21 protein-coding genes are annotated in these 19,854 nt (G+C 69.6%); 10 read left to right on the top strand and 11 right to left on the bottom strand.

What is annotated here, in order from left to right; genetic code table 11:
• The first annotated feature begins 80 nt into the window (after nt 1-80).
• Both JIG36_RS37550 and JIG36_RS37545 read left to right on the top strand, forming a co-directional pair.
• Nucleotides 81-584: a SigE family RNA polymerase sigma factor gene (locus tag JIG36_RS37550; RefSeq protein WP_203381201.1), complete on the top strand. Its 504-nt coding sequence runs from the start codon at nt 81-83 to the stop codon at nt 582-584.
• Nucleotides 581-1,786: a hypothetical protein gene (locus tag JIG36_RS37545; protein WP_203381200.1), complete on the top strand. Its 1,206-nt coding sequence runs from the start codon at nt 581-583 to the stop codon at nt 1,784-1,786. The genes JIG36_RS37550 and JIG36_RS37545 overlap by 4 nt, the downstream gene beginning before the upstream one ends.
• Here JIG36_RS37545 and JIG36_RS37540 read toward each other — a convergent pair.
• Nucleotides 1,764-2,669, bottom strand: a complete 906-nt coding sequence (locus JIG36_RS37540) for a Gfo/Idh/MocA family protein (RefSeq protein ID WP_203381199.1) — start codon at nt 2,667-2,669, stop codon at nt 1,764-1,766. The two genes, JIG36_RS37545 and JIG36_RS37540, sit on opposite strands and share 23 nt — an antisense overlap.
• Before the next feature lie 71 nt (nt 2,670-2,740).
• Here JIG36_RS37540 and JIG36_RS37535 point away from each other — a divergent pair, with 71 nt between their 5' ends.
• Complete coding sequence (locus JIG36_RS37535; RefSeq protein ID WP_203381198.1) at nt 2,741-3,106, top strand: hypothetical protein; 366 nt, start codon at nt 2,741-2,743, stop codon at nt 3,104-3,106.
• A complete protein-coding gene (locus tag JIG36_RS37530) occupies nt 3,099-3,530 on the top strand; it encodes a hypothetical protein (protein ID WP_203381197.1) in 432 nt (143 codons plus the stop codon). Before JIG36_RS37535 ends, JIG36_RS37530 begins: the two co-directional genes overlap by 8 nt.
• Here the strand turns inward: JIG36_RS37530 and JIG36_RS37525 are convergent.
• The 6 genes from JIG36_RS37525 to JIG36_RS37500 all read right to left on the bottom strand — a co-directional run bounded on the left by JIG36_RS37525 (nt 3,527) and on the right by JIG36_RS37500 (nt 9,248).
• Nucleotides 3,527-4,990: a glutathionylspermidine synthase family protein gene (locus tag JIG36_RS37525; protein WP_203381196.1), complete on the bottom strand. Its 1,464-nt coding sequence runs from the start codon at nt 4,988-4,990 to the stop codon at nt 3,527-3,529. The genes JIG36_RS37530 and JIG36_RS37525 overlap by 4 nt on opposite strands.
• Before the next feature lie 2 nt (nt 4,991-4,992).
• Nucleotides 4,993-5,394 (bottom strand): hypothetical protein, encoded by a 402-nt coding sequence (locus tag JIG36_RS37520; RefSeq protein ID WP_236049002.1) that lies wholly within the window; start codon nt 5,392-5,394, stop codon nt 4,993-4,995.
• Between the two features lie 48 nt (nt 5,395-5,442).
• Nucleotides 5,443-6,207: a 3-oxoacyl-ACP reductase FabG gene (fabG, locus tag JIG36_RS37515; protein WP_203381194.1), complete on the bottom strand. Its 765-nt coding sequence runs from the start codon at nt 6,205-6,207 to the stop codon at nt 5,443-5,445.
• A 45-nt stretch (nt 6,208-6,252) separates the two neighbouring features.
• Entirely contained in the window at nt 6,253-7,899 is a 1,647-nt protein-coding gene (locus JIG36_RS37510; RefSeq protein WP_203381193.1) for an alpha-amylase family protein, read from the bottom strand.
• Between the two features lie 111 nt (nt 7,900-8,010).
• A complete protein-coding gene (locus JIG36_RS37505; protein WP_203381192.1) occupies nt 8,011-8,919 on the bottom strand; it encodes a hypothetical protein in 909 nt (302 codons plus the stop codon).
• Nucleotides 8,916-9,248 carry a PadR family transcriptional regulator gene (locus JIG36_RS37500; protein WP_236049001.1) on the bottom strand — a complete coding sequence of 111 codons (333 nt, stop codon included), beginning with the start codon at nt 9,246-9,248 and terminating at the stop codon, nt 8,916-8,918. Before JIG36_RS37500 ends, JIG36_RS37505 begins: the two co-directional genes overlap by 4 nt.
• 133 nt (nt 9,249-9,381) lie before the next feature.
• On the opposite strand from JIG36_RS37500, the gene JIG36_RS37495 reads away from it, so the two are divergent.
• Nucleotides 9,382-9,996 carry a DedA family protein gene (locus tag JIG36_RS37495; RefSeq protein ID WP_307873063.1) on the top strand — a complete coding sequence of 205 codons (615 nt, stop codon included), beginning with the start codon at nt 9,382-9,384 and terminating at the stop codon, nt 9,994-9,996.
• A 9-nt stretch (nt 9,997-10,005) separates the two neighbouring features.
• Here JIG36_RS37495 and JIG36_RS37490 read toward each other — a convergent pair whose 3' ends face one another.
• The 3 genes from JIG36_RS37490 to JIG36_RS37480 form a co-directional block, all read right to left on the bottom strand.
• A complete protein-coding gene (locus tag JIG36_RS37490; protein ID WP_203381189.1) occupies nt 10,006-11,208 on the bottom strand; it encodes a carbohydrate-binding protein in 1,203 nt (400 codons plus the stop codon).
• Nucleotides 11,209-11,255: 47 nt separating this feature from the next.
• Complete coding sequence (locus JIG36_RS37485; protein WP_203381188.1) at nt 11,256-12,512, bottom strand: chitinase; 1,257 nt, start codon at nt 12,510-12,512, stop codon at nt 11,256-11,258.
• Between the two features lie 120 nt (nt 12,513-12,632).
• Nucleotides 12,633-14,006 (bottom strand): carbohydrate-binding protein, encoded by a 1,374-nt coding sequence (locus JIG36_RS37480; protein ID WP_203381187.1) that lies wholly within the window; start codon nt 14,004-14,006, stop codon nt 12,633-12,635.
• 155 nt (nt 14,007-14,161) lie between these two features.
• On the opposite strand from JIG36_RS37480, the gene JIG36_RS37475 reads away from it, so the two are divergent.
• The 3 genes from JIG36_RS37475 to JIG36_RS37465 all read left to right on the top strand — a co-directional run bounded on the left by JIG36_RS37475 (nt 14,162) and on the right by JIG36_RS37465 (nt 18,129).
• Complete coding sequence (locus JIG36_RS37475) at nt 14,162-15,331, top strand: carboxylate-amine ligase (protein WP_203381186.1); 1,170 nt, start codon at nt 14,162-14,164, stop codon at nt 15,329-15,331.
• A gap of 9 nt (nt 15,332-15,340) precedes the next feature.
• The gene (locus JIG36_RS37470) at nt 15,341-16,711 is read left to right on the top strand and encodes an FAD-dependent oxidoreductase (protein WP_203381185.1); all 1,371 of its coding nucleotides are present in this window, start codon (nt 15,341-15,343) and stop codon (nt 16,709-16,711) included.
• A 113-nt stretch (nt 16,712-16,824) separates the two neighbouring features.
• Entirely contained in the window at nt 16,825-18,129 is a 1,305-nt protein-coding gene (locus JIG36_RS37465) for a polysaccharide deacetylase family protein (RefSeq protein WP_236049000.1), read from the top strand.
• Here JIG36_RS37465 and JIG36_RS37460 read toward each other — a convergent pair.
• Nucleotides 18,107-18,919 (bottom strand): Fpg/Nei family DNA glycosylase, encoded by an 813-nt coding sequence (locus JIG36_RS37460; protein WP_203381184.1) that lies wholly within the window; start codon nt 18,917-18,919, stop codon nt 18,107-18,109. The genes JIG36_RS37465 and JIG36_RS37460 overlap by 23 nt on opposite strands.
• A 358-nt stretch (nt 18,920-19,277) precedes the next feature.
• Here JIG36_RS37460 and JIG36_RS37455 point away from each other — a divergent pair, with 358 nt between their 5' ends.
• Both JIG36_RS37455 and JIG36_RS37450 read left to right on the top strand, forming a co-directional pair.
• Entirely contained in the window at nt 19,278-19,469 is a 192-nt protein-coding gene (locus tag JIG36_RS37455; protein ID WP_203381183.1) for a helix-turn-helix domain-containing protein, read from the top strand.
• Entirely contained in the window at nt 19,466-19,708 is a 243-nt protein-coding gene (locus JIG36_RS37450) for a hypothetical protein (RefSeq protein ID WP_203381182.1), read from the top strand. Before JIG36_RS37455 ends, JIG36_RS37450 begins: the two co-directional genes overlap by 4 nt.
• Nucleotides 19,709-19,854: the final 146 nt, after the last annotated feature.

Below are 19,854 nucleotides of genomic sequence, written 5' to 3'. Positions count from 1 at the left end.
ACGGGTCACAGGACCGAAAATTCCGTACAACCTCGGAACGGCAATCCCCGTCTATGGGTGGACGAGGGACAGGAGCGGGGATGGATGACGAATCGGACGCGGGCTACCTCGCCTACGTGAACGGACGGGTGCCGGCCCTGCGGCGGGTCGCGTTCCTGCTCAGCGGGGACGAGCATCAGGCCGACGACCTGGTGCAGGAGACCATCACCAAGCTGTACGCGAAGTGGCCGCGCATCGCGAGGGTCGAGAACGTCGACGCGTACGTCCACCGGATGCTCGTCCGCGCGTTTCTCGACGAGAAGCGCCGGGGCTGGTGGCGGGTCAGCCTGCGGGATGTGCCCCCGGAACGCCCAGCCGCCGAGGGCGGCGGCTCGACCGAGGAGAAGGCGGTGCTGCGGGCTGCGCTGCGCCGGGTTCCCGCCCGTCAGCAGGCCGTCCTGGTGCTGCGGTTCCTCTGTGACCAGTCGGTGGCCGACGTGGCCCGGCTGCTCGACTGCTCGGAGGGCACGGTGAAGAGCCAGACCTCGCACGGGTTGACCGCCCTGCGCCGCATTCTCGGTGACCGCGTCGGAGGTGCTCGATGAACAACAACAGCGACGACGAGTACGGCGCCCTCCTGTTGCGCCCGCTCAGCGGCGAGCCGTCCGGGCCGCCCGCGATCGACGTTTCCAAGGCCATGCGCGACGGCCGCCGGCGCCGGCGCCGGTGGTGGGCCGGCGGGTCCGCGCTCTCCGCGGTCGCCGTCACGGCCGTGACCGGTGGCGTCCTGGTGGCCGCCCGGCCCAACCCGGCGCCCACTCCCCTGCCCACGCCGCCGCCCGACCCGGCCGTCCCGTCCTCCTGCACGGCCGCGGCCCTCCCGGCCGCGAAGTACCGCTCGGCCGAGGTCGATGCGGGCGACTCGAGCGGCCGTTGGCTGATCGGCCGGGCCGAACCCGACATGATGACGCCGTCGTTGTCGAAGTCCCACCTCGTATGGCACGACGGCGCCCTGGTCGAGGACGTCGTGCCACCGGTCACCGGGGTGACGATGAGGGACATCAACGCGTCCGGGGTCGCGGTCGGGCTCAGCGACAGCCGGGCCGACCACCCGTGGGCCTATCGGGACGGGAGGTTCACCCGGCTGAGGGGCGGCACCGGTTTCGCCGTCGCGATCAACGACAACGGCCAGATCGCCGGTCAGCTCGGCCGTGACCAGCACGAACAGCCCGTACGGTGGCCGTCGGCGGACGCTGATCCGGTGCCGCTGGCGGTGCCGGATGAGGCCCGGGCCGAGGTCCGGGACATCGCGCCCGACGGCACGGTCGCCGGCACCGTTTCCGAGCAGGGCTATCTGTGGATGCCGGACGGCACGCGACGGGCGATCACGCCACCGCCCGTCGACGGCCGGCCCGCCCTCACCTTCGACCCGCTCGTCTTCCGGTACGGATGGCTCTACGGTGTGGTCTCGTCGGCGCCGGCGGAGGGCGGGTTGGGCACGCGGAACATCGTGTACCGGTTCCACCCGGGCACCGGGATGTGGCAGCAGCTGAGTACCGAGATCATGAAGACGCAGGTCGCCGCGCCGACCGGGCAGTGGCGCTTCGGCGAGGAGAAGCCGTCCGTCTTCGTCGGCCGGCAGGTCCTGTCGCTGCCCGCCTACCTGCCGGCGATCGACGCCTACCTGGGCTCGTTCGTGGTCGCCGGCATCAGCGACGACGCGCATGTGGTGGCCGGAATCGCGATGAGCGGCCCGGCCGACCTCACGCTGCCGATTCAGCCGGTCATCTGGCGGTGCCGACCGTGACCGTACGGCCCGAGGCGATCGCCTCCCGGGCGGCGACCAGCACGGCGGTGATCTCCGCGCCGAAACGGACGTCCAGCTCGGAGGCCGGGCCGCCGGACGCCGCGGCGATCAGCTGGTCGATGGCCCGGCCCAGGGCGTCGACCGGCGACCACGGCATGTCGGGCGGGGTACGCAGGCCGGCCTCGCCCGCGAACAGCGCCTCCTCGCGCTCGGCGGCCGGCGGCGCGTCCACCGAGAGCGTCAGGTTGCTGATCGTGCCGCTGGTGTGGCGCAGCAGCAGGTGGGTCATGTCGCGCGGGCCGGCCATGCCGGTCACCTCGGTCACCGGGCCCAGCACCGGCAGCACCATGGCCAGAGCGTGCGGGCCGACGTCCCAGAGGCCGCCGCTCTCCTTGCGCCACGGCGACGCGCCGAACGGGTTGTCGTCGGTGAAGATCGAGCCCAGGTGGTCGACGCGGGTCTCGGTCCAGCCGCCGGTCGCGGCGGCGTCGGCCAGGAACTCGGCGAGCTGGGGCATCAGCCGCCGGGTGAAGAACACCACAGAGGCGACGTCGTGCTCGGCCACCGCGGCCACCAGCTCGCCGGCCTCGGCCGTGGTGAACGCGATCGGCTTGTCGAGCAGCAGGTGCCGGCCGGCCCGGGCGGCCCGCAGCGCGAGTGGGGCCTGCACGTCGGGCGGTAGGGCGACCGCGATGGCGTCGACGTCGGCGATCAATTCGTCCTGGTCCGCGTACGGGCGGGTGTTGTGTTCCCCGGCCAGCGCGGCCGCCTTGTCGGGATTGCGACCCCATACCCCGACGAACTCGACGTCGGGGTGGGCGGTCAGGGCCGGGGCGTGCGCGAGATGCGCCCAGGGTCCGGTGCCGAAGAGTCCGAAGCGCATTTCTTGCCCTGCCTTTCTTGGCTGCTGAGCCGCAAGCTACCAGGCCGAGATCAATCAGTACGCTGTGCCGGGTGAACGGTCCTCTGTCGGTGGTGACGATCGTCGCCGCCCTGGTGCTGGCGGTGTGGTACCTGCTGCGCTCCGCCCTCAACCGCGCGCCGAGCCGCTTCGACCTGCTGGCCGCCGCGGTCTTCAGCGCGCTGGTCGCGGTCCTGGTCGTGATCGCCGTCGCCGGCCTGTTCGGCGACTCCCGGCCCACTGACACCGCCACCTTCGGCGGTTACCTGGTCACCACGATCGCCTTCGTGCCGGTCGGCGCCTATCTGGCCCGGATGGAGCCGACCCGCTGGGGAAGCCTCATCCTCGGCATCGCCTGCCTGGTGGTGCCGGTTCTGGTGCTGCGGCTGCAGCAGATTGCGTCGGTGACCGGTGCCTGAAGCCTCCACCCGCCCCCAGGACGCCGCGCTCGGCTCCGGCCTCGGCCGGGTCCTGCTGCTGGTGTACGGCATCTTCGCGCTCTCGGCCAGCGCCCGCGCCCTGGTGCAGATCACCACCAAGTTCAGCGAGGCCCCGCTGGCCTACCTGCTCTCCGCGTTCGCGGGCCTGGTCTACATCTCAGCCACCGTCGGCCTCGCGGTCGGCGGCACCCGGGGCCGCCTGATCGCCCTGGTCAGCTGCAGCATCGAGCTGATCGGCGTGCTCGCGGTGGGCATCCTGAGCATCGCCGACGCGGTCGACTTCCCCGACGATTCGGTGTGGTCGCGCTTCGGCAGCGGCTACGGCTACGTCCCCCTGGTGCTGCCGTTCATCGGCCTGTGGTGGATCTGGCGCCACCGCCCCCGCCTCGAAACGCCTGCCTAGTCGTCGGCTTCGATGGTGTGCGGCACGAAGAAGCTGGCGTCGTTCGTGACCAGGCCCGACGTGCCGAGGCCCTCGCGGATGCCCATGCCGGCCGGCTCGCCGTCGATGAGCCACGAGCCGATCACCGGGTGGACCGTCCCCTCCAGGCCCTCGAAGGGCGGCAGCTCACAGAGCTCCTGCACGATGAAGCGCCCGTCCGCGCCGTACTCGGAAGGGTTCTCGGTGATCGTCTGCCCGTCCTTGACCAGCGTGACCGAGCCCCCCTCGCGGCCCCAGATCGGCTTCTTGGCGTAGCTGGTGAGGGTGGCCGCCTTGGACGACTCGGCGAAGTAGGCCGGGAGCAGGTATTTGCCGCGCTCGGGGTGGTCGCCGAAGAGCATCCACAGTACGGGGAGCAGGGCCTTGTTGCCGAGCAGCGCGGCCTTGTAGGGCGGCTCGATCCAGACCGTGCCGTGCTTGGTGGGGTCGGCCATGTTGCGGAAGAAGGCCTTGCCGCCCTCCTCGGTCCAGAACCATTCCCACGGGTAGAGCATGAAGATGATGTCGATCGGCTCGGACTTGTGCTCCTGGCCGGGGCCGGGCACGAACACCACGCGGTCGCCGGCGACGTCCCAGCCGATCTGGCTCATCGCGATCAGCTCGACCGGGTAGCCGGCCTCCTCGGCCGTCGCCATCAGGTAGGCGACGTTCATCCGGTCCTCGCCGGTGCGCTCCGACGTCTCGTACGCAAAAAAGATCTTGGGCTTCTCGGGGAGCCAGGTGCGCGCCTCGCGGAGCTTGTCGATGTTGCGCCGCCACGCGCCCGGCTCGGCCGGCTCGCCGGGGCTCGCGGGCCAGCCGACCAGCCGGTCGTGGATCGAGTTCCACTGGCGCCACGGGTGTTTGGTCAGACCGGTCTGGTCGAGCCAGTGCCACTGGATGACCGCACCCTCGACCAGCGAGGTGGGCGTCTGCGCGTTGAACTCGAGCAGCTTGGGGATGCTGCCGGCGCCGTTGTACCAGAGGTCGAAACGGCCGTAGACGCTCGGCGAGTAGTCCGGCGTCTCCATCGGCAGCCGCATGTCCGGGTCTTTGTCGTAGTGCGTCCACGTCTCGGCGTCACCGTCGAACCACGTACGGATGATCTGCTCGTGGGCGAACTCCGGGATGCCGATCCGGGCCAGGTAACACGACTGCGGGTTGCAGATGGAGGCGAAGAAGCCGTCCTTGCGGCCCTGCACCGTGTGGCGCGGGCACTGCTTGACCATCCAGTCGCCGGCTTCGAGGCACATCTCGTAGATCGTGGCGGTGGCGGTCTCGAGCTCCTCGATCTCGCCGGCGGTGAAGTCGTAGTACGGACCCTCCTGCCAGTACGAGACCATCGAGCCGTCGGGCAGTTCGGTGTCGTTGTAGGTCAGGCCGAGGCTGAAGTTGGTGAGCTTCCAGCCGTCGCGGACCGGACCGTGCGGAACTCGGCGCACGCTCAGCCGCCCGAGCTCTTGTTGGAGCTGCGGGCGCTGCCGCCCTTGCCGACGACGCTGGTCTTCACCGTGCCATTGCCGATCTTGCCGGAGGCGGGCAGCCCGAACGACTGCCGCGCCTTCGTGTCGTTGTACGCGAACTTGTTGCCGCCCGGGGGCAGCTTGTAGCCGACCGGATAACCGGAGCGGTAGCCGGACGAATACCAGATGAAGAACGGCAACGCGCCCACCCCGGAGCCGTTGTTGTCGTCGTCGTCGCAGTAGTCCTCGTCGACAACCGTGCCGTTCGCGTCGGCGCAGTAGAACCCGGCGTCCTGGTAGTCGTCGTCGTTGTCGCACGCCGCCGCCCCGCCCGCCGCGAGGAGCAAGAACGTGCTGGTGAGCGACACGCTGCGCGAGCTCATGCGTCGGTTCATCATCATCTCTTTGTAGCGCCTCCCAGCAACCGCGACCTATGCGCGCGGGCCCCCGGCAACATAGATGACCTGCCCGGACACGAAGCCGGCACCCTCGCTGACGAGGAAGGATACGGTGTTGGCGACATCCTCGGGGCGACCCGCCCGGCCCACGGGAATCTGAGCCACCGCAGCCTTCTCGAACTGGGCGAAATCGACCCCGACGCGGGCCGCGGTGGCTGCCGTCATGTCGGTGACGATAAACCCGGGAGCGACCGCGTTGGCGGTGATGCCGTAACGGCCGAGCTCGATCGCGAGGGTCTTGGTGAAGCCCTGCAGACCGGCCTTGGCCGCGGCGTAGTTGGCCTGGCCCCGATTGCCGAGGGCCGAGGTGCTGGAGAGGCTGACGATGCGGCCCCACCCGGCGTCGACCATGTGCTTCTGCACGGCCCGGCTGAACAGGAAGGCGCCGCGCAGGTGGACCGCCATCACGGTCTCCCAGTCGTCGTCGGTCATCTTGAACAGCAGGTTGTCGCGCAGCACGCCGGCGTTGTTGACCAGCACGGTCGGCGTGCCGAGCTCGGCCTTGACCCGCTCGACGGCGGCGCCCACCTGGATCGCGTCGGAGACGTCGGCGCCCACCGCGAGGGCCGTGCCACCGGCGTCGTGGATCGCCGTCACCGTGTTGGCGCAGGCGCCCTCGTCGAGGTCGACGACCGCGACGGCCATCCCGTCGGCGGCGAGCTTGCGGGCGGTGGCCTCACCGATGCCCCGGGCGGCCCCGGTCACGATGGCGACGCGGGTGGGAACGGACTGCGACACTTATGCCTCCGAATATTTGCACTGGGAGTGCACTTTAACCCAGGATCAGGCCGTACGACGTAGGCGAATCCACCGGTATCCGTGCCCGGCGACCTCGACCTTGTCGCATTTGCCCAGCTCCGGATATTCCTGGTCGGCCAGGACGTCGTTGGGCTGTTCCGCCTCCGGATACAGCGAGCTGAGGTCGAGCGTCGCCGCCTCGGTTCCCAGGTTGTGCACGAACACCATCGTGCCGGTCTCGCCGTCCGCGCGGTGGACCAACACACTGGTCGGACCCGGAATATCGACGTGCGTGCAGCTTCCGGTGCCGACCTCGGGAGCCTCCCGGAGCGTACGGATCATGCGCTCGAACCACGAGAGGAGCGAATTCGGGTCGTGCCGCTGGAGGGTCACGTTGACCTTCTCCCAGCCGAAGTCACCGCCGCTGATCACCGGGCGGGCCAGATCCTCCGGCTTCGCCGTGGAGAACCCGCCGTTGGGCAGCAGCGACCACTGCATCGCGGTCCGGATCGCGTAACGCCCGTCCTCATCGAGCGCGTCGCCCATGCCGATCTCTTCGCCGTAACGCAGCACCGGGGTGCCGCGCAGGCTGAACTGCAATGCGTACGCGAGCTCGAGGCGCCGCCGGTCGTTGCCGAGCATCGGGGCCAGCCGCCGCCGGATGCCCCGGCCGTAGAGCTGCATCTCGGGCTCGGGGCCGAACTTGGCGAAGACCTCCTCGCGCTGCTCGGCGGTGAGGCGGGACAGGTCGATCTCGTCGTGGTTGCGCAGGAACGTGGCCCACTGACCACCTTCGGGCAGCTTGGGGGTGTCGCGCAGGCCGTCGATGATCGGCTCGGCGTCCTCGCGGGCCAGGGCCAGGATCAGCCGGCCGTTCAGCATGAAGTCGAACAGCATGTGGATGCGGTTGTTCGAGCCGCCGGCGTCGCCGAAGAACTGCACCAGCTGGTCGGGCTCGACGTTGGCCTCGGCCAGCAGCACGGCGTCGCCCTTGCGCCACTGCACGTGCTGTCGCAGGTCGGAGAGGAAGTCGAGGTCCTTGGGCGAGTCGGGGTTGCCCGGCTCGGTCTGCTCGATGATGAACGGCACCGCGTCCATCCGGAAGCCGGCGACACCCAGCTGCAGCCAGAACGAGCAGATCTTCTTGATCTCCTCGCGGACGGCCGGGTTGTTGATGTTGAGGTCGGGCTGGAACTTGTAGAACCGGTGGTAGTACCAGAGCTTGGCCGTGCGGTCGTAGCTCCAGGTCTCGTCCTGCTCGCCGGGGAAGACCATGCCCTGCTTGCGGTCGGCGGGCTCGGTCTCGGACCAGACATACCAGTCGCGGTACGGCGAATCCGGTGACGAGCGCGCCGACTGGAACCACGGGTGCTTGTCGGAGGTGTGGTTGACGACCAGATCGATGATGACCTTGATGCCGAGGTTGCCCGCCTGGTGCAGCAGTTCGGCGAAGTCACCCAGGTTCCCGAAGCGGGGGTCGATGCCGTAGAAGTCGGAGACGTCGTAGCCGTCGTCCCGGTCGGGCGTCGGGTGGATCGGGTTGAGCCACAACGTGTTCACGCCCAGCCGGGCGAGATAGTCGAGCCGGCCGATCATGCCGCGGATGTCACCGCAGCCGTCCCCGTTCGAGTCGGCGAACGTGTCGATGTCGGCGCAGTAGACAACGGCCTTCCGATACCACCGGTCAGTCATGCCCCCTTACTTCACCACGACCCGACGCCCCGAAACCGCCGCCCGCACCGGATCAACGACGGCCGGCGTCGGGCGGCGGCCGGCGTCGGGCGGCGGCCGGCGTCGATCGGGTCAGCGGCGAGCCGACAGGCCCGGCAGGTCGCGGCAGCTGAGCATCGAAACGCCGGCGAAGGCCGCCAGCGGGACCAGCACGAGGACGGCCCACTGCACCGGGTTGATCAGCTGCAACGACTCGGGGTGGCGCATGTTGTGTTCGACGAACCCGCCGAAACCCCACTGCACCAACGGAACCGTCACGAGCACGGGCGCGACCCAGCAGAGCAGCCTGGCGCGGATCTCGGGCTCCTGCCGGAAGACGGCCACACCGGCGAGCCCTGCGGCGGCCATCACGAGGCCGTTGCCGACCGGGCTGAACAGGCGGTCGAACAGCGTGGCCTCGGCGACCAACAGCGCACCGGCCGCGGCCACCCAGAAGATCCCCCGCGGCTCCTCGCGACCGCCACGCACCGCCACCAGGCCCGCGATCAGCACGATCGCGGCCGCGACGATCATCCAGTACGCGTGCAGGACCGTGGCCGGAGTGTCCAGATAGAACTGGGCGGGAGCGGCGATCTCGCCGGCCAGCCCGACGGTCGCCCCGGCCGCCCCGACCAGGCGCCAACCCAGATAGGCCGCAACCATGGCGACGCCCCAGCCGGCCAGCCGGGCCCAGCTGACCGTCTCGACCGATGACACGAATTCCGGGTATTTCACCCGCGCTCGCACCTCGACCGCGACCCGGCCCAGCGCGATGGAGAACAGCAGCATCGCGCCGAAGATCTGCACGATGCGGGCCACCCGGCTCTGACCGCTGACCATCAGCCGCAGGTGGGCCGCGATCGCCCCGCGCACGATGTCGAACGCCTGGGCCGGACCGGGACGCGGGTCGGCCATCAGCACGCCGAGCATCTCGTCGCCGTATTCCTGACGGAAGTCGCGCGGATAGAGCGCGAGCAGGCGCCGGTAACGGTTCTCGGTCATGCGGTGGCTCCCCCGAAGTTGGTGCGGCGGGCGCGCAACCGGCCCTCCGCGAGCGTGGCCTGCGCGCGCAGGCGGGCGGTCTCGGCCTCGAGGCTCTGCTCGCCGGCCCCTGTGAGCCGGTAGTAGCGCCGGAGGCGGGACTGGACGACCTCTTCCCGGTCGACCTCGATCAGGCCCTCGCCGCGCAGGCGGTCGAGCGCGGCATAGAGCGTGCCCGCCCGCAGGCGGACGCGGCCGTCGGTCATGTGCTCGACGTCCTCGATGACGGCGTAACCGTGCATCGGCTCGCCGGCCAGGGCCGTGAGGATGAGGAAGGTCGGCTCGTTCATGCCCGGCAGCATATACCGACGGTCGGCATATACCAACGGCCGGTCGCTGATTCAGGTTCGTTTCAGGTGCGGCGGGTATGAAAAAGCCGTGGCTGAAGCGGGTCTGAGTCAGCAAGGTGGGCTGACAGGGTGGGTGGCGTCCGTCATCGAGTCGTGGGGCGAGGTGGGCGTCGGCCTGCTTGTCGCCCTGGAAAACCTCATCCCGCCGATCCCGAGCGAGATCGTGCTCTCGCTCGGCGGCTACCTGGCCAGCGAGGGCCGCGTCAACCTGACCCTGGTCTTCCTGGCCGCCACGGCCGGCTCGGTCGGCGGCGCGCTGCTGCTCTACTGGCTCGGCTACGGCCTGGGCGAGGAGAGGCTGCGCCGCTGGCTCGACCGCATCCCGCTGGTCGACGCGGACGACCTGGAGAAGGCCGACCGGTGGTTCGAGAAGCACGAACGCTCGGCCGTCCTGTTCGGACGCTGCGCCCCGGTGGTCCGCAGCCTCGTGTCGATCCCGGCCGGTGCCAACCACATGAAACTCGGGCAGTTCACGCTGTTCACCGCGATCGGCAGCGGGGTGTGGAACGCCATCTTCGTCGGCGGCGGCTATCTGCTCGGCTCGCGCTATCAGGACCTCGAGACCTACAGCCAGTACTTCGACTACGCGATCTGGGCGTTCTTCATCGTCACGATCGTCAGCTGGGTCGTCAAGAAGGTGCGCAAACGGCGAAGCGCGGCCGCTGGACGGAGCGGCCGCGCTTCTTAGGAAGAGAGATCAGAACCCGGCGCTGACCTTCGTGAAGGCCCAGTCGGCCTGCGCGATGCCGGAGCAGTTGGAGACCACGCCGCCGCCGGCGCAGCCACGGTCCCGGTTGACCGACCAGAACGTGAACCGCGAGAGGCCCTTGCTCTTGGCGTAGTCCCGGATCCGCGTCCAGGTGTCGACCGTCGTCAGCTCCTGCTGGTCCGAGAGACCGTTCATGCCGGAGATGCCGATGCGCGAGTACGCCTGGGCGTCGGTGTAGCCGAAGGTGGTCTTCAGCAGGTTCTTCAGGCCCTCGGTGGCGCCGACGGTCGAGCCGTACATGTCCGCGCCGCCGCCGAAGTCGAACGGCATCTGGGTGAAGATGTCGATGTTCGCGTTCAGTGCCTTGGCCTGCTGCACCAGCCGGGTGCCGTAGTAGTTCGGGCCGGTCGGCGAGGTGCCGAAGGTGAGGATCGTCTTCACCGACGGGTTCTTCTGCTTGACGATCTTCAGCGCGTTCAGGATGCGGTCCTGCACGACGGTGTTCTCGAACTCGTCGGAGTTCTCGATGTCGATGTCGATCGACTTGAGCTGGAACGCGTCGATGAGCTTCTGGTACGCCCCGGCCAGCGCCTCGGCCGTCGAGCAGTTGGGGCCGAGCTTGTTGCCGCTCCAGCCGCCCACGGACGGGACGATGTCGGCGCCGGCCGCCCGGACCTGCGCGATGTAGCTGGCGTGGACACCGCCGGTCAGGCCGCTCTCGCCGTCCCAGGCCGGGTTGCAGCCGTTGCTGGCGAGCACGAAGGCGATGGTGAACGCCTTGACGCCGGTCGCCGAGGTGACCGTCGAGGGCGCCGGCGGGTTGCCCCAGCCGGGGTAGACGTACGGCGCCGAGGCCATCTTCGTGCCCGTGGTGGGCGGCGTGGTCGGGGGTGTCGTGGGCGGGGTGGTAGGCGGCGTCGTCGGGGGCGTGGTGCCACCACAGGCGCCGTCGTTCTTCCATACGTCCCACTGTCCACTGTGAGTGGCGGGCGACTCGTTCTGCGTCCACCACTTGGCGCTGTAGTTGGTGCCGTTCTGCGAGGCGGTCATGCCGCCGGTGTAGACCTGCGTGGCGCTCCACGCGGGGGCACACGCCGCCGCCGCGCTCGAGGTGGCCATCGGCAGCACCGCGGCGGCCGTACCGGCCAGCATGACGGTGCTCGCGATGAGCAACTTCCGGCTCAGTTTCACGGGGATTCTCCTGGTGGGGGTGGGGGTGGGGGGACGGGCGGGGACCGTCAGGGCAGGGTCGCCAGGTGGGGCTTGACCGTGTTGGCGAAGCCGTTGCCGTTGGTGACGTCCCAGTTGATCGACCAGGTCATCGCGCCGGCGATGCCCGGGTAGGTGGCCGGCGGCTTGAAGGAACCGCAGTTGGTGCCGCGGGCCAGGCAGTCGAGCGCCTGGTTGACGACCGTCGGGGCGACGTAACCGCCACCGGCGGCGCGGGTGCTGGCCGGCAGGCCCACCGCGACCTGGTCGGGGCGCAGGCCGCCCTGGGTCTGGATGCAGGTCAGCGCGGTGATGAAGTTGACCGTGCCCTGCGAGTACGCGTTCATCTGGTCGCAGCCGAGCATCGCGCCCGAGTTGTAGAACTGCGTGAACACCACGGTGAGGATGTCCTTGATGCTCAGCGCGAGCGCGAAGTACGAGGACTGCGGGTTCTGCATGTCGATGGTCTGCGGGGCCATCGTGATGATCAGGCTCGAGCCCACCTTGGCCCGCAGGCTGCGCAGCGCCTGGGCCATGTAGGTCGCGTTGAGCCCGTTCTCGAGGTCGATGTCGACGCCGTCGAAGCCGTACGTGGTGATCAGGCGGTGCACCGAGTCGGCGAACGCGGTGGCCGCGGCCGAGCTGGCCACGCTGACCGTGCCCTTCTCACCGCCGACCGAGATGACGACCTTCTTGCCGCGCTGGTGCAGCGTGGCGATGTCGGCCTTGAACTGGGCGTCGGTGTAGCCGCCGACCGCGGCCGACAGGCCCGGGTCGAGGTTGAAGGTGACCGCGCCCTGGGTGCTGGTGGCGTCGGCGAAGGCGACCGCGATCAGGTCGTAGTTGTTCGGGACGGCGGCCAGCTTGAGCGGGGCGGCGCCGTTGTCGAAGTTCTGCCAGTAACCGGTGAGGAAGTGCTTGGGCAGCTGGCCGTTCGACGGCGGGGTGGTGGGCGGGGTCGTCGGCGGCGTCGTGGGAGGCGTCGTCGGCGGGGTGGTGGGTGGCGTGGTCGGCGGGGTCGTCGGGCCGCTGCCGCAGGCGCCGTCGTTCTTCCAGACGTCCCACTGTCCACTGTGCGTGGCCGGGGACTCGTTCTGGGTCCACCACTTGGCGCTGTAGTTGGTGCCGTTCTGCGAGGCGGTGTTGCCGCCGGTGTAGACCTGCGTGGCGCTCCAGGCCGGAGCGCAGGCCGCGGCGGCCGAGGCCGTACTGGAGAAATAGGTCGCCGCACCACCGGCAACGAGCGCCGCCACGGTCGTCAGGACTATCGATCTGGAGCGCTTCATGACGTCCCTCCACGCACAACCCAATGAGATGTATCAATCATTAGGACTGTTAACAGTAAAAGTCCAGAGGGCCGGACCTTAAACATCCTTAAAGGTCCGACCCCCGATGCACGGGTGCGGCTATCGACGGAACTGGATCCAGTTCACATTGACGAAGTCGGCCGGCTGCCCGCTCGTGAAGGTCAGGAAGACCGTGTGGGTGCCACTGACGTTCGAGACGTTGCCGGGAATGGACTGCCAGGTCTGCCAGCCGCCCGTGCCGCCGAGCGCGAAGCTGCCGATCGGCGCGTTGCTCCGGCTGTCGACCCGCACCTCGATCAGCCCGCTCACCCCCGAGCCGGCGCCCGAGGCGACCCGCGCGACGAAGTCCTTCACCCCGCCCGAGCCGAAGTTGACGCCGTCGAACTGGAGCCAGTCGCCGTTCGCGACATAGGAGACGTTCTGGCCGCCTTCGGAGCACGTCTCGAGCTGCACACCGGCCGAGGCGTTGAAGGACTCGGCCTCGATCCGCGAGAAGGCGTCGCGCGTCCCGCTGGGAGGAGTCGTGGTCGGCGGAGTGGTGCCACCGCCTGAGCTCTGCCACACCGCCACGTAGTCGACGACCATGGGCACGCCGGGCTGGGTGGCCGAGGTGGGGCCGCCGCCGAACGCCGCCGGGAACCCGCCGCCCATGGCCACGTTGAGGATCACGAACATGCCGTGGTGCGTGGCGTTGTTCCAGGTCGTCGCGTCGACCGAGTTCGAGGTGAGCGTGAAGTAGTTGTTGCCGTCCAGATACCAGCGCATCTGCTCGGGCGACGTGCTGCGGTCATACTCCACGGCGTACGTGTGGAACCCGGTCTTGCACCCGCTGCAGGCGCGCTCGCCGCTGGTCAGGCCGGTCGTCTCGTTGCACGGGCCGCCGGGGTTGGAGCCGCAGTGCAGGGCGGCGAACACGGACTCACGGCCGTTGATGTTCTCCATGATGTCCCACTCGCCGATGCTCGGCCAGTTCGTCGCGCCGACCGGGCGGGCGGCCGCACCGAGCGCCCAGAACGCGGGCCAGTAACCGGCGGCCGCCGCCCCGCTGACGTTGGGCTGCTGGATCCGCGCCTCGATGCGCACCTTGCCGCCGGTCGGGGCGGCGAAGTCGGTGCGCTGCGTCTCGACCCGGCCCGAGGTCCAGTTGCCGGCCGAGTCGCGCAGCGGCTTGATCACCAGATTGCCGCCGCCGTCCTGGTAGACGTTGCTCGTCGAATCGGTCATGTACTCGATCTCGCCGGTGCCCCAGTTGGAGGCGCCGCCGGGATAGCCGTGGCCGATGTCGTAGAGCCAGTTGGAGCGGTTCAGCCCGGCTCCGGCGGCGCCGGTGAAATCGTCGCTGAAGACCAGCGACATGCCGGCCGGGGAGGTGGGCACGGCGGCGTTCGCGTTTAACGTGAACACCGTGGTCGCGGCGACCGCGAGCAGGGCCGCAGCCACCGCCAGCAGGCCACGTATCCGCTTTCGAGACATGGTTGTGCGCCTTCCGTAAGGGGGGTGTGAGAGCGCTCTCAGGCGGATTTCACGCTTGTTACAAAGGGCTGTCAACATGGACCGTCGTCAATTGCCCGTCCATACCCGGAACTGGCACAGTTTCTGTGCGGCAACGACCGGGTAAACCCGGCCGCATGGACACGGGTGCCACGGGCGCGACCACGATCTCCGAGGAACTGGCCGAGCGCGCGGAGGCGCACGATCTGCTGACGCTCGGCGTCGAAGAGGAATACCTGCTGGTGGACGCGGTGGAGCCGCGCGCCGTGGAGGCGGTCGAACAGGTTTTCGACTTCGTGCCGCCCGAACTGGGCGACGCGGTGCAGCACGAGCTGACCCGCGCGCAGATCGAGGTGGCCAGCCCACCCCAGCTCGACCTCCCGGTGCTGGCCAAGGCTCTGCATGAGCTGCGTTCGGCCGTAGCCGGCGCGGCCGAGCAGGCCGGCGTGCGGCTGCTGGCGATGGGCGCCGGCCCGGCCGCCGGTCCCAACGTCCGCATCGTCGACAAACCGCGCTACCACCGCATGCGGGAGCGCTTCGGCGACCTCTCCCCCGGCCCCGGCTTGTGCGGCACCCACGTGCACGTGAGCGTGCCCGACGACGAGACCGGCGTGCAGATCCTCAACCACCTGCGGCCCTGGCTGCCGATCTTCCAGGCCGCCACCGCCAACTCCCCGCTGTTCGGCGGGCGCGAGACGGGCTACGCCAGCTGGCGCTCGCTGATGTGGGAACGCTGGCCTACCGTCGGCCCCACGCCGTATCTGCGCTCGTTCGCCGAGTACGAGACGCTCGTGGCCGACCTCGAATCGAGCGGCGCGATGCTCGACGAGGGCATGTTGTACTGGTATGCCCGCCTGTCCGCCCGGTATCCCACCGTCGAGATCCGGATGGGCGATGTCATGCCCACCGCCGACGATGCCGTTCTCCTGGCCGCGCTGGCCCGGGCCCTGGTCGCCACGTTGCTCAACGAGGTGCGCGAGGGCAAGCCGGCCCCCGACGTGCCGCACCCGCTGCTGATGGCCGCGCACTGGCGGGCCGCGCACGACGGGCTCGAGGGCCTGAACATCGACATGGCCACCCGCGAGCCGCGCCCGGCCTGGCGGCTCATGCGGCAGCTGTTCGACTACGTGGGGCCCGAGCTGGAGCGGCACGGCGACCTCGAGACGGCCACCGTCCTGATGGGACGCCTGCGCGCGCACGGCACCGGCGCCGCCCGCCAGCGGGCGATCCTGGCCCAGGGCGGCACGGTCAGCGACGTCGTCGACCGGTTCGCGCGACTGACCCGCGGGGACATCCCGGCGACGTAGGTTGGAACCATGAAGCTCGTGGTCATCGGCGGGGACGCGGCCGGGATGTCGGCCGCGTCGCAGGCCCGCAAACGCCTGGGTGAGAGCGACCTGTCGATCGTCGTCTTCGAGCGGGGCCACTTCACGTCGTACTCGGCCTGTGGCATCCCGTACTGGATCGGCGGCGCCGTCCAGGAGCGCGACAAGCTGGTCGCCCGCAGTCCCGAGGAGCACCGCAAGGCCGGGATCGACGTGCGGTTGCGCCACGAGGTGGTCGGCATCGACCTCGACCGGCGCCAGGTCGTCGCCCACGACCTCGAGGGCGGCGGCGAGGTGCGTGAGGCGTTCGACCATCTCGTGTACGCCACCGGCGCCACCCCGGTCACGCCGGAGTGGGCCCGTGTGCGTGACTCCGGCGTCTTCGGCGTGCAGACGCTCGACGACGGTCAGGCCATCCACGCCTGGCTCGACCGGCAACCCGAGCCGCGCCGGGCGGTGGTGATCGGCGGCGGCTACATCGGCGTCGAGATGGCCGAGGCGATGGTGCTGCGCGGGCTCGACGTCACGCTGCTCGAGAAGTCGCCGGAACCGATGGCCAAGACCGTCGACCCCGAGATGGGCGCGCTGGTGAGCAAGGCCATGCGGGCCCTGGGCATCGAGGTGGTCACCGACGCCCACGTCGACGGCCTGAAGACCGCGGACGGGCGGGTGCGGGCGGTGCGCACGCCGGGCGGCGAGCTGCCGGCCGACATCGTGGTGCTGGGTCTGGGCGTACGCCCCAACACCGCCCTGGCCGGCAAGGCCGGCCTGCCGCTGGGCCCGACCGGGGGCGTCCGCACCGATCTGCGCATGCGTGTCGAGGGGGTCGAGGGGGTGTGGGCCGCCGGCGACTGCGTCGAGACCCGCCACCTGCTCACCGGCCACCCCGTGCACGTGCCGCTCGGCACCCACGCCAACAAGCAGGGCCGGGTCGCGGGCATCAACATCGGCGGCGGATACGCGACCTTCCCCGGCGTGATCGGCACCGCGGTCACCAAGGTCTGCGACCTCGAGGTGGCGCGCACCGGCCTGACGTCGAAGGAGGCCCGGGCCGCCGGATATGCCTTCGTGACCGCGAGCGTCGACTCGACCAGCCGGGCCGGCTACTACCCGGGCGCCGAGACGATGACCATCAAACTGATCGCCGAGAAGCGCACCGGTGTGCTGCTCGGCGCCCAGATCGTCGGCCGCGCCGAGGCCGCCAAACGGATCGATGCGCTGGCCGTCGCGACCTGGAACCGGATGACCGTCGAGGAGATGACGTCGCTCGATCTCAGCTACGCACCGCCGTTCGCGCCGGTGTGGGATCCGGTGCTGATCGCTGCCCGAAAGGCCACTGAGGCGGTACACGCCAGCCTTTGACCAGATTTGTGATTCGGGTATCACTGAGCGCCACCAGCAGCTATCGCTGACCGTAGCGATCGCGCCACCGATCCGGTATCGCGCTTGATCTTGCGGCACGGTAGGAACTTTGCATGTCGCCGCAATCTCCTCGCATCCCGGTCCAGGGCGGAGAGACTTCGCCCAGCGGCCGGCACCGGCGACCCGAGTCCCTCGCAGACGTCCGCAGCACCCCGCGCGTCGCGGTGACGACCCTGGCCGATTCGCCGATCTCGCAGCGAAGCCGTTCGGCCCGTCATCAGCGCCCCACCCGGGTCGGCCGGCACGCCGCCGCCCGCGTTCCGGCCCAGCGCCCGCCCGCCGGCCGGCCCCCGGCCACCGGTTCGCACCGCGCCCCCGGCACCCTGCCGATCGAGTCGTGGCTGCTGATGGGCAAGAAGCGGCAACAGGTCCTGCTCGCCTCGCTGGTCGCGGCGGGCATCCTGCTGCTGGCCCTGCCGGCCGAGCAGCGCCGCGACGGCTTCGACGCGGTGAACGCGGCCGCGCAGGCGGTGGCCGGCGTGCAGACCGAGAAGAAGCCGGAACCGGAGGCGCCGGCCACGCCCGAGCGCGAGGAACAGAGCGCGCCGGAGCAGAAGGACGACGGCGGCCAGAAGGCGACGGAGAAGCCGGCGCCGGAACCCACCGCGACCGAGCAGAAGCCGAGCACCCCGGACGCCGAAGCGACCCAGGCCGGCACCAAGCCGGGTTCCGACCTCGGGCCGGGCAAGTCGCTGCGCACCACCGGCAGTGAGGTCGTCGCTCTCACCTTCGACGACGGCCCCGACCCGGTGCAGACGCCGAAGATCCTCGAACTGCTCGACCAATATCAGGTCAAGGCCACCTTCTGCCTGGTCGGCACCCAGGTCGAGCGGCACCCCGAGATCGTCCGGCAGATCGCCGCCCGGGGTCACACGCTCTGCAACCACACGTGGGACCACAGCCTCAAGATCGGCAAGGACTCGCCGGCCAAGATCCAGGCGGATCTCCAGCGGACGAACGCCGCGATCCAGGCCGCCGTGCCCGACGCGAAGATCCCGTTCTTCCGGGCGCCGGGGGGCAACTTCACCGAGCGGCTGGTCACCGTGGCCGGCAGGTCCGGGATGACCTCGCTCTACTGGGAGGTGGACCCGCGCGACTGGGACCACCCCGAGAAGGAGACCGAGAAGCAGCACATCACCCGGGTCGTCAGCGAGATCCAGAAGCAGGTGCGACCGGGGGCCATCGTGCTCTCGCACGACTTCAACCAGCCGGCGACCATCACGGCGTACGGGAAACTGCTCCCCTGGCTCGCCGAGAACTTCACGCTCGGCATCCCGGGCGAACAGGAAGAGTCGTCACCGGAGAAGCCCGAGCCGGACTCTCCTCAGCCGAGCGTCACACCGACGGCTGGCACCTAGGACACCAATAGAGATTGCGCGCGGCCAGCTCGGCCCGTGCGACCTCGGTGCCGCAGACCAGGCAGGGCTGCCCCGGCCGCCGGTAGACATAGACCTCGCCGCCGTGCCGGTCGACCCGGGGCGCCCGCTTCATCGCCTCGGGCGTGTGCCGGGTGTGCACGGTGTCGATGCGGCCCCGGGCCACGCCCTCCTTCATCAGCGCGCGCAGGTCGGTCCAGAGCTCGTCCCACTGGTCGGCGCTGACCCGGCGGCCCGGCGTGGACGGCGCCAGACCCGCCCGGAACAGCACCTCGTTGGCATAGATGAGCCCGCACCCGGCGATGACCGACTGGTCGAGCAGCAACGCGAAGACCGGCTTGGTGCTCGCCCCGGCCCGCTTCAGCACGAGGGTGGGGTCGGCGTCGTCGCGCAACGGGTCGGCCCCCAGCCGGTCGCGCAGCAGCTGGGCCTGGGCCGGGTCGAAGATCTCGCACGCGGTCGGGCCGCGCAGGTCGAGCCAGTGCGCGTCGCCGACCAGCCGCATGCGTACCTGCCCGACCGGCTCGGGCACGGGCGGCGCGCCGTCGGCGAACTTGCCGTAGAGCCCGAGGTGCACATGCACGCTGAGGTCGCCCTCGTAGTGGTGGAAGAGATGCTTTCCGTACGCCTCGGTGTCGATCAGACGGCGGGCGTCGATGCGCTCGGCCCCGGCCGTGAACCGGCCCTGGGGACTGCTGACCCGGAGCGCCTGCCCGGCGAAGAGCTCCCGATGCCGCGCGGCGAGCCGATGAATGGTGTGTCCCTCTGGCACGGTCAGCAACAGTACCCAGCGCGCCCGTTTCCACGCCATCTGAGCTGGTGAGCGGCTTGTGAGATGTCGCCTGGTCAGAGGTGGGTACGCCTGACGCACGTGGGGCCGGGGTGGGCTCCGAGACGGGACGCTCCTCACGCTTGCCAGGTGATCTCGTCCGCGACTACCTTGGTTCACGCACGGCCGCCGCAGGGCAGCCGGGGCGGCACATTTCTAGACCGTCGGTCACGCCGCTTCGTGGCTCGCTGGGCCAGCGTATAACTAAAGAATTACTACTCGGGAGAGTCGGCATTCACCATTGCCGCGTCCCGAGTTTTTTGTGCTCGGGGCACGGCGACCCGACACGAAAGAGAAAGCCATGCAAAATGAAATGCTGCGGCTTAACAAGGTCGCCACAATTCTCGACGTATCCGTTTCTACGGTGCGCCGATTGATCAAGGACGGCACGCTCGCCGCCGGATTCGTACGCGGTCAGTTGCGCGTTAGCAGCCGCGACCTTGACGCCTACATCTCGAGTGTCCTGACCGAACGGTCGGCGGTGGCCGCATGACCGAAATCCTCTGGACGGCGATGCGCATCGTTCGCATGTCTCGACACAGCGGCGAGCGCAAAGCAACGGCCATCGCACGGCTGCGCCCGCTACTCGAAGAGATGCGCTGGTGCCTGGATGACAAGGGCTGCGTCGAGCCCGATGCGCCCGAGCGCACCGGCCCACAGATGGCCTGCGAGGCCGTCCTGTGGATGTCTTCAGAGCTGGCTGCCCTCATCAAGAAGCACCCGATGGGTTAGCTGCCAGACCCTCCGCTCCTCCCGCCCACGTCTCGTCTCAGAAATGGCCGGCGTGGGTTGGAGGAGCGTTCAACAAATTCGAGCCGCACAGAGCCCGCGCCTTCTGCAAGCTGTTTGTAGGCAAGTTGCTAACGCCAAAACGTAGG

Origin of the sequence: Paractinoplanes ovalisporus, from assembly GCF_016834655.1 — a bacterium.
Taxonomy (GTDB): domain Bacteria; phylum Actinomycetota; class Actinomycetes; order Mycobacteriales; family Micromonosporaceae; genus Actinoplanes; species Actinoplanes ovalisporus.
This window is presented reverse-complemented; position numbering and strand designations above follow the sequence as displayed.

Bases quoted from the DNA above. Each gene is read 5' to 3' on its own strand.
- JIG36_RS37550 (WP_203381201.1), top strand. From the start codon at position 81: ATGGATGACGAATCGGACGCGGGCTACCTCGCCTACGTGAACGGACGG.
- JIG36_RS37545 (WP_203381200.1), top strand. From the start codon at position 581: ATGAACAACAACAGCGACGACGAGTACGGCGCCCTCCTGTTGCGCCCG.
- JIG36_RS37540 (WP_203381199.1), bottom strand. From the start codon at position 2,669: ATGCGCTTCGGACTCTTCGGCACCGGACCCTGGGCGCATCTCGCGCAC.
- JIG36_RS37520 (WP_236049002.1), bottom strand. From the start codon at position 5,394: ATGAGCTCGCGCAGCGTGTCGCTCACCAGCACGTTCTTGCTCCTCGCG.
- JIG36_RS37510 (WP_203381193.1), bottom strand. From the start codon at position 7,899: ATGACTGACCGGTGGTATCGGAAGGCCGTTGTCTACTGCGCCGACATC.
- JIG36_RS37505 (WP_203381192.1), bottom strand. From the start codon at position 8,919: ATGACCGAGAACCGTTACCGGCGCCTGCTCGCGCTCTATCCGCGCGAC.
- JIG36_RS37500 (WP_236049001.1), bottom strand. From the start codon at position 9,248: ATGAACGAGCCGACCTTCCTCATCCTCACGGCCCTGGCCGGCGAGCCG.
- JIG36_RS37485 (WP_203381188.1), bottom strand. From the start codon at position 12,512: ATGAAGCGCTCCAGATCGATAGTCCTGACGACCGTGGCGGCGCTCGTT.
- JIG36_RS37480 (WP_203381187.1), bottom strand. From the start codon at position 14,006: ATGTCTCGAAAGCGGATACGTGGCCTGCTGGCGGTGGCTGCGGCCCTG.
- JIG36_RS37475 (WP_203381186.1), top strand. From the start codon at position 14,162: ATGGACACGGGTGCCACGGGCGCGACCACGATCTCCGAGGAACTGGCC.
- JIG36_RS37470 (WP_203381185.1), top strand. From the start codon at position 15,341: ATGAAGCTCGTGGTCATCGGCGGGGACGCGGCCGGGATGTCGGCCGCG.
- JIG36_RS37465 (WP_236049000.1), top strand. From the start codon at position 16,825: ATGTCGCCGCAATCTCCTCGCATCCCGGTCCAGGGCGGAGAGACTTCG.
- JIG36_RS37455 (WP_203381183.1), top strand. From the start codon at position 19,278: ATGCAAAATGAAATGCTGCGGCTTAACAAGGTCGCCACAATTCTCGAC.
- JIG36_RS37450 (WP_203381182.1), top strand. From the start codon at position 19,466: ATGACCGAAATCCTCTGGACGGCGATGCGCATCGTTCGCATGTCTCGA.